Below are 7,592 nucleotides of genomic sequence, written 5' to 3'. Positions count from 1 at the left end.
CTCCTCCGCGCCCTCGCCGAGGGCACCCCGGCGGACCCCTGGAAGGAGCGGCTGGTCCGGCTGCGCGCCGTGGAGGCCGCGCTCGACCAGAAGAAGTCCGCCCACGCCCACGCGCTCGCCGAGGAGTTGCTGCGCTACCACGCGGAGAACCCCCTCCCGCTGGCCCAGGAGCTGCCCTTCGTCATCCTCCTGCTGGAGCGGCTCCAGCGCGGCGAGGCCACTCCCCCCCTCGTCCGCGCGCTCCTGCGCGAGGGGCTCCCCGAGGACTTCGGCGGCATCGAGCGCTCCGCGGGCCTCCAGCGCGACCTGCTGCGCGAGCGCTGGCGCTTCACCCAGCCCGAGTTCGACTTCCTGCTCGCCCACGTGGTGCGCGTCAGCGCCGCCCTGGGCGAGCGCTCCGACGACTTCCTGGCGCGCGCCCACGAGGCCGGTGCCGGCATGCTGGTGATGCCCGAGGCACTCCCCGGCCCCACCCTCATCGGCGAGCGCTGGTACGTGGAGCCGCGCGAGGAGCTCATCCGGGGCATCGCCGTGGACCTCGACGCGCTCCTGGGCGAGCTCACCCGGGACATGCGCGAGCGCGGCCTCTTCGGCCCGGACGGCCGGATGCGGCTGAAGACGACGGGCTCGGTGCAGCCCCTGGAGCACCTCCGGCTGGAGGCCGACATCCCCCAGTGGGCCGCCGCCGAGCACGACATCGAGCAGCGCTACGGGCTGAAGACGCTGCTGGTGGCCACCTGCGGCGCGCTCGCGGTGGCCATCGTGGTGATGGCGGTGGTGGCCCAGCACGGCCGCTACCGCTACGTCGAGCTCAAGAGCGACTTCGTGGCCACCGTCTCCCACGAGCTGCGCACCCCGCTGGCCTCCATCCGCCTGCTGGCCGAGACGCTGGAGCGCAAGCGCTCGCGGGCCCCCGAGATGGGTGACTACCCCTCGCGCATCATCCAGGCCGCCGACGGGCTGCACTTCCTCGTCGAGAACATCCTGTCCTTCAACCGCATCGACAAGGGCCGCTGGCAGCTCAGGCCCGCCCACGTGAAGCTGGACGAGTTGATTGGCATGCTCCGCTCGGACCTGGTGGGCAACACCTCCGTCCCCGTCCAGCTCACCGCCGACGTGGGCGACGTGGAGCTCGAGGTGGACCCGTCCCTGCTGCGCCTGCTGCTCATCAACCTCGCCCGCAACGCGTGCGCCTACAACCGCAACAACCCCGTGCAGCTCTCCCTCCGCGCCTACCCCCACCCGGGCCATGGCTGCGTGGTGCTCTTCGGCGACAACGGCATCGGCATCCCCGAGGCCGAGTGGGAGAACGTCTTCCGAGACTTCTACCGGCTCGACTCGCAGGGCACCGAGGTGCACGGCAGTGGCCTCGGGCTCGCGCTGTGCCGGAAGATCATGGCCCTGCACGGGGGCCGCATCTCCATCGACAGCTCCGGCCCCCAGGGCACCACCTTCTCCCTGTTCTTCCCCGACCCCCGCCATGAACGCCCAGAGCAGTCCTCCTAGCGCCCGCCCCTCCATCCTCGTCGTCGAGGACGACGCGAACCTGCGCATCGGCCTGCGGGACAACCTCCAGGACGAGGGCTACGAGGTGACCGTGGCCTCCCACACCCGCGAGGCCGAGCCCTTCCTGCGCGAGCGCTCCTTCGACCTGCTCATCCTCGACGTCATGCTCCCGGGCGAGGACGGCTACTCCTTCTGCCGACGGCTGCGCGCCAGCGGCGTGCAGACCATGGTGCTGATGCTCACCGCGCGCTCGCTCGAGGACGACATCGTCAAGGGCTTCGAGGCGGGCGCCCAGGACTACCTCACCAAGCCCTACCGGCTGCGCGAGCTGCTCGCCCGGGTGGGGGCCCTGGTGCGCCGGGCCGGCGGCGCCCCTCCCCAGGTGATGAGCTTCTCCGGCTTCAGCCTGGACCTCGGCAAGCGCCTCCTGTCCCGGGCCGACGGGAGCATCATCGACCTCACCCGCACCGAGTTCGATCTGCTCGCCTTCCTCTTGAAGCACCGGGACCGGGCCCTGCCCCGGGGAGAGATCCTGGACGCGGTGTGGGGCCGGGACGTCATCGTGGACCCGCGCACCGTGGACAACTTCGTCTCCAACCTGAAGAAGAAGCTCGGCTGGACGAGCGCCTCCCCCTTCACCTTCCACACCATCCGGGGGGTGGGCTACCGCATGGAGATCGAGCCCATGACGAAACCATGACGAAGAGATGGATGACCCAAGGCCACCGGACCCTCCCGACTCCGTAGGTTGGTCGGTGTCAGCCAGGAGGGAGTCCGAATGTTCCAGTCGGTCATCAGTCAGTCGGGGTTGAGCGCAGGTCGGTTCGGAGCCGGAGTGTGGGTCTCCTTGATGGTGCACGCGGGCGTCTTCACCGGTGTGATCGCCCTGTCGGGCAGGGCGGTGGTGACGGCGGTCACCGACCCTGAGATCACCATGGTGCGCCACATCCCGCAGCCGCCCAAGGGCAACCCGACTCCCACCCAGGTCGCGCGGACCACCCCCGCCAAGCCCAAGCCGCCCAAGAAGGAGCTGGTGCAGCCCAAGAAGATCCCTCCCCCGCCTCCGGAGACGCTCCCGCAGGCGACCGAGCCCGAGCCGGCCCCGGCCAACCCGGAGGCGGACGTCAACGACCTGCCCTACATCCCGGGCAGCGACCCCAACGGCGTCACGGAGGGCGGCATCCCCGGTGCGAAGGTCATCGCCGGCCTGGCGCTGGGCAACGGCCTCGGCAGTACGGGCGAGGAGGTGCTCCCCTTCGGCTCCGGGATGACCCCGCCCGAGATGCTCTCCGGCGCCCAGATCCAGTACACCCGCGAGGCCATGGAGGCCCACGTCAGCGGCGTCATCATCGCCCGGTGCACCATCACCCGTGAGGGCTCGGTCGAGAACTGCCGCATCATCAAGGGCCTGCCGTTCATGGACGCGGCGGTCGTCGAGGCCCTGACGACGCGCCACTACCGCCCGGTGCATTTCCAGGGCCGGCCCGTCAGCGTGTCCTACACCTTCAACGTGAAGCTCCGGATGCCCTGAGGGCTCCAGGTCGGATATGCCTGACCCCCTGGACGCAACCCCGGTGTGGGGTGCGTCCCCGGGAGGGTAGATGAACGCAGTGCTTCGGGTTGTGATGATGGCCGGCCTCGCCCTGGCCGTGCTTCCCACGTCGGCCGAGGCCGGGCGACGGCCCTTCATCTGGGTCTACGACACGGAGATCGTCCCCAAGGGCGATGTGGAGTTGGAGCAGTGGCTGTGGGTGAAGTCGCGGGCGCCGGGCGTGTCGAGGCAGCGGTCCGCTTACTGGATCTGGTGGGGCCCCGTGTTCGGGCTCACCCAGCGGCTCGAGCTGGCGGTGCCCTTCCAGGTGGTGGCCACCCGCGACACCACCCGGCTCGACTCCTTCGACGCGGATTTTCGCCTGCGCCTCAATCCCCGAGGGCATGACGGCGCCTGGCAGCCGCTGGTCCGGGTGGCCTGGCACCAGGCCATCCACGGCACGGGCCCCTCCCGCGTGGACGCCAACCTCGTGCAGTCCTTCCAGACGGAGGGCGGGCTGCGCCTGGTGCTCGATCTGGGCACCCAGGTGGGGCTCCCGGCCCTGCGCGGGCAGGAGCGCCCCGTACGGCTGCTCGGCACCTATGCGGCCGGCGCGTCGTATCCCCTCTCCGAGGACGGGGAGCTGCGTGCCTCGCTCGAGGCCTTCGGGGAGCTTCCCCTCCAGGATCTCCAGGGGGAGCAGCACCACTTCCTCGGCGCCGACCTGGCCTGGACGTTCGGCCGCACGTGGGTCACGCTCGGGGTGATGGTGGGGCTCACGCCGCTCTTCCCCGAGACCCCCCAGTTCATGCCGAGGCTGATATGGGCCGTGGTGCTCTGATCCTGATGTGGCTCCTCGTCGCTCCGCTCGCCGCCGCGCAGCAGGGCACCGTCCGCGGCGAGGTCCGCATCACCGTGCGGGGACCGGATGGCCGCCCCGTCCCCAAGGCGGATCGCTCCGGCGTGGTGGTCTACCTCACCGGCTACACGGACACGCCCCCCGCCGCGGAGGTCAACATGGCCCAGCGCAACAAGGCCTTCCAGCCGTCGGTGATGGCCGTCGTCGCCGGCCAGAAGGTGCGCTTCTCCAACAACGACGTGGTGGTGCACAACGTCTTCTCCCGCTCGCGCGCCAGGAAGTTCGACGCGGGCAAGAACCGTCCCGGGGAGGACTACACGGAGACCTTCAAGAAGACGGGCATCATCGACGTCTACTGCGACATCCACGAGCAGATGGTGGCCACCCTGGTGGTGGTGCCCAACCGGGCCTTCGCCGTCACCGGACCCGATGGGCGCTTCGTCCTCAAGGGCGTCCCGCCCGGCACCCATCCCCTCTTCGCCGTCCACCGGCGTGACGAGAGCAGCGACGTGTCACGCACGGAGATCACCGTGAAGCCCGGCCAGGAGGTGACGGCGACACTGGAGCTGAACGAGACGCGGAGCGACGACAGCCACCTGGACAAGCACGGCCGCCAGTACACCCCCCGCGCCGATGCCTACTGAAGCTCCCGCCCCCCCGGCACGCCCTGCCCACGCTCGGGCCTGGCAATCGCTGTCGGCCCGACTCGTGCTGGCCTTCATGCTGCTCGCGGGCATGGCGTTCGTCGTGGCACTGGTGGCCACCACGCGCGCGGTCGAGGATGCCGCCGAGGAGAAGATCAGCAAAGACCTGCTCCGCACGCTGGAGGCCTTCCAGCAGCTCTCCCGCTCCACGCAAACGCGCATCCGCGACGTCGCCAAGGCGCGGTCGCGCGACCGGACGTTCCTGGACGTCGCCCTCACCGTCAACTCCAACGACAACGCCGCCGGCCTCGAGGAGGGCGACGACGAGCTCGCGGGCGTCCAGGGCGCGCACGAGGTCATCCTCTCCGCGGACACCGAGGTCTTCGGGTGGATCAAGCAGGGCGAGCGCATCTGGGCCTTCTTCAACTTGAACAATCGCCTGGTGTTCTCCCACGGCGATGACGAACAGGTCGGAAACACCGTGGACCTGCCCGTGCTGGACCAGGCGCGAAGCAAGGGCTCCGCCTCCGTGCTCTGGTCCCCGGCCGACCTGAGCAGGCTGCCCTTCACCTTCGTGCCCAGGGAGCGCATCCGACAGGGGGACCTGTTGCTCGTCCACGCGCACCTCGCCACCACCCTCGGCGACGAGAAGAGACCCGAGCAGAGCCCCCGGCCGATCGCCTCCCCGGGCCACGAGGAGAAGCAGAGCCTCCGGCCGATTGGCGTGGTGCTGTCGGGCCGCTGGGTGAGCGACCTGCTCCTGGAGAACTCCGTGGAGCAGGGAGTCGCGGGGCCCGCCATCCGGGATGCCCGCGCCCGCTTCGCCCTCCTCGCCGAGGACGGCTCCCTGGCCACCACCCTCCCCGGCTTCGCCTCCGTGCTCGACACAAAGAAGGACTTCTCCGCCACCGAGCCCCGGAAGGTGCGCATTGGCGAGGACCGCTACCTCGTGCGCGAGGACGTCTTCCAGGACGTGGAGGGGACGCCCATCGGCCGCGTGTTCGTCCTGAGGGACCTGGACGCGGAGATCGAGCCCATCCTCACGGGCTTCCGCACCCGGCTGCTGCCCACCTCGGTGGTCGTGGTGCTGCTGGCACTCGCCATGGCCGTGCTGCTGGCGCGCCACCTCTCCGCGCCGCTGGTGCAACTGGAGGCCGCCGCCCGGCGCGTGCGCCTGGGCTCGCTGGACGTGGAGGTGCCCGTCCGGGGCGCGGACGAGGTGGGCCGGCTCACCGGAGCCTTCAACGAGATGGTCGCGGGCCTGCGCCAGAGGGATCAGATCCAAGGCCTCTTCAAGCGCTACCTGGCGCCGCAGGTGGTGGACGAGCTCATCCGCAACCCGGAGAAGGCGGCCCCCGGTGGCGAGCGCCGCGAGCTCACCGTGCTCTTCAGCGATCTGGTGGGCTTCACCACGATGAGCGAGGAGATGAGCCCCGAGGAGCTGGTGGAGGTGCTCAACGGCTACTTCGAGCGCGCCACGGAGGTGCTCGGCCAGCACGGGGCCACGCTCGACAAGTTCATCGGCGACGCCATCATGTGCTTCTGGAACGCGCCCCTGCCGCAGGAGGACCATGCCGCACGGGCCTGTCTCACCGCGCTCCGCCTGCTGGCGGTGGTGGACGCACTGGCACCGGAGCTCGAGGCGCACGGCATCAAGCGGTTGGACTGCCGCATCGGCATCAACACCGGCCCGGGCGTGGTGGGCAACATCGGCTCACGCGCAGCGCAGGACTACACCGTCATCGGGGACACGGTGAACCTCGCCTCGCGCCTGGAGGGCGCCGCCAAGGTGTACGGCACGCGGATCCTCGTCTCGGAAGAGACGCTGCGGGCCTCTCGCGGCGTGGTGCTGGCCCGGGAGTTGGACCTGCTGCGAGTGAAGGGGCGGCAGCTCCCCGTGCGCGTCTACGAGCTGGTGGACGTGGCCGGGGCCACGCCGCCCGTGCACCTGTCCCGGTTCGCCGAGGGGCTCGCCCTCTACCGCGCCCGCCGCTTCGCCGAGGCCCGCGAGGCATTCCTCGCCAGCCCGGAGGATCCACCCTCGCTCGTCTTCGCCGCCCGCTGCGAGGCGTGGGTTTCCCGGCCTCCGCCCGAGGACTGGGACGGTGTCTTCTCAATCGAGAGCAAGTAGGCGCGTGCTGGTTCGCGTCACTCGTCGAGCGGCTCGGAGGCGGGGCGCTCGGGCTCGGGAATCTCGATGAGCCCCGCGCGGTCCAAGAGCTCGCGCACGCGCGCGGTGAACGCCACGTGCTCGGGGTTGCTCGCCGTCATGGGCTCGGGCGAGAGGATGAGCAGCCAGCCCAGCGCGCCCACCGGCTCGATGCGCACGGGCGCCGGCAGCGGCGGCACCGTGCCCAGGCGGCGTGACAGGTACGTCAGCCAGCCCACCCGCACCTCTCGCTTCCGCTTCTCCACGAGGTCCACCATCTCCGAGGAACTGGCCATGGCGAAATCGGGGTCCCACGCCGTGGCCATGCTGGTGAGCACCTCGGCCAGCACCGGCGCGCGCAGCAGGCGCTCTCGCACCTCGCCCTTCGTGGGCGGCTTGAGCAGGCACGAGTTGGACCCACCCCACGGTGAGTATTTGCCACAACCCATGTCGACGTAGGTGCTCTCCTTCTTCGCGTTCCACACCATTGCGTTGAAGCCCAGGTCTTCAATGACCTTCTTGCCAACGTCCGTGCGGTTCCTCCCACGAAGGAACAATTGCTCCCACTCCTTCACCTCGGGACGGACAGGGTAGCCCGGCAGCTCGCGGGGGAATCCACGCCCCCCCCGGTACCACTGGGCGAATGACGGGTCACACCGCGCCAGCATGTGGAAGAACAACTCCGCTCGACGGGCACACTCCAGGGCCATCTCCTGGCGCGGTCCCCAGTACGCCCCAACGTAGTAGCCCTCTCTCATACGAGTTCCTCACTGCACTGGCGGCGTATGTCGGACGGTGATGGTCCAACGCTTCTCTCCGAAGAGGGTGCGCAGGGCGTTCGCGACTTCCGCCTCGGCCACGTGCCAGATCACGGGCAGACGCAGCCTCTCAGCAAGCTTCGAT

At 70.1% G+C, this 7,592-nt stretch carries 7 protein-coding genes; 6 read left to right on the top strand and 1 reads right to left on the bottom strand.

What is annotated here, in order from left to right; genetic code table 11:
• The 6 genes from VF697_RS17515 to VF697_RS17490 form a co-directional block, all read left to right on the top strand.
• Window positions 1-1,506 (top strand): HAMP domain-containing sensor histidine kinase (locus VF697_RS17515; RefSeq protein ID WP_331096431.1); only part of this gene is annotated, 1,506 nt, incomplete at its 5' end.
• Window positions 1,481-2,206: a response regulator transcription factor gene (locus VF697_RS17510; protein WP_331096429.1), complete on the top strand. Its 726-nt coding sequence runs from the start codon at window positions 1,481-1,483 to the stop codon at window positions 2,204-2,206. The genes VF697_RS17515 and VF697_RS17510, both read left to right, overlap by 26 nt.
• A gap of 78 nt (window positions 2,207-2,284) precedes the next feature.
• Window positions 2,285-3,037, top strand: a complete 753-nt coding sequence (locus tag VF697_RS17505) for a TonB family protein (RefSeq protein WP_331096427.1) — start codon at window positions 2,285-2,287, stop codon at window positions 3,035-3,037.
• Window positions 3,038-3,107: 70 nt separating this feature from the next.
• Window positions 3,108-3,878 (top strand): hypothetical protein, encoded by a 771-nt coding sequence (locus VF697_RS17500; protein ID WP_331096425.1) that lies wholly within the window; start codon window positions 3,108-3,110, stop codon window positions 3,876-3,878.
• A 5-nt stretch (window positions 3,879-3,883) separates the two neighbouring features.
• Entirely contained in the window at window positions 3,884-4,540 is a 657-nt protein-coding gene (locus VF697_RS17495; RefSeq protein WP_331096423.1) for a carboxypeptidase regulatory-like domain-containing protein, read from the top strand.
• 64 nt (window positions 4,541-4,604) lie between these two features.
• Window positions 4,605-6,671 carry an adenylate/guanylate cyclase domain-containing protein gene (locus VF697_RS17490; RefSeq protein ID WP_331096421.1) on the top strand — a complete coding sequence of 689 codons (2,067 nt, stop codon included), beginning with the start codon at window positions 4,605-4,607 and terminating at the stop codon, window positions 6,669-6,671.
• Between the two features lie 17 nt (window positions 6,672-6,688).
• Here the strand turns inward: VF697_RS17490 and VF697_RS17485 are convergent, their stop codons facing one another.
• A complete protein-coding gene (locus VF697_RS17485; protein WP_331096419.1) occupies window positions 6,689-7,447 on the bottom strand; it encodes an Imm52 family immunity protein in 759 nt (252 codons plus the stop codon).
• Between the last annotated feature and the right edge of the window lie 145 nt (window positions 7,448-7,592).

This window comes from Archangium sp. (genome assembly GCF_036388035.1).
GTDB lineage: Bacteria > Myxococcota > Myxococcia > Myxococcales > Myxococcaceae > Archangium.
Note: the sequence above shows the minus strand (reverse complement) of the source record. Positions and strands in the feature narration are given on the sequence as shown.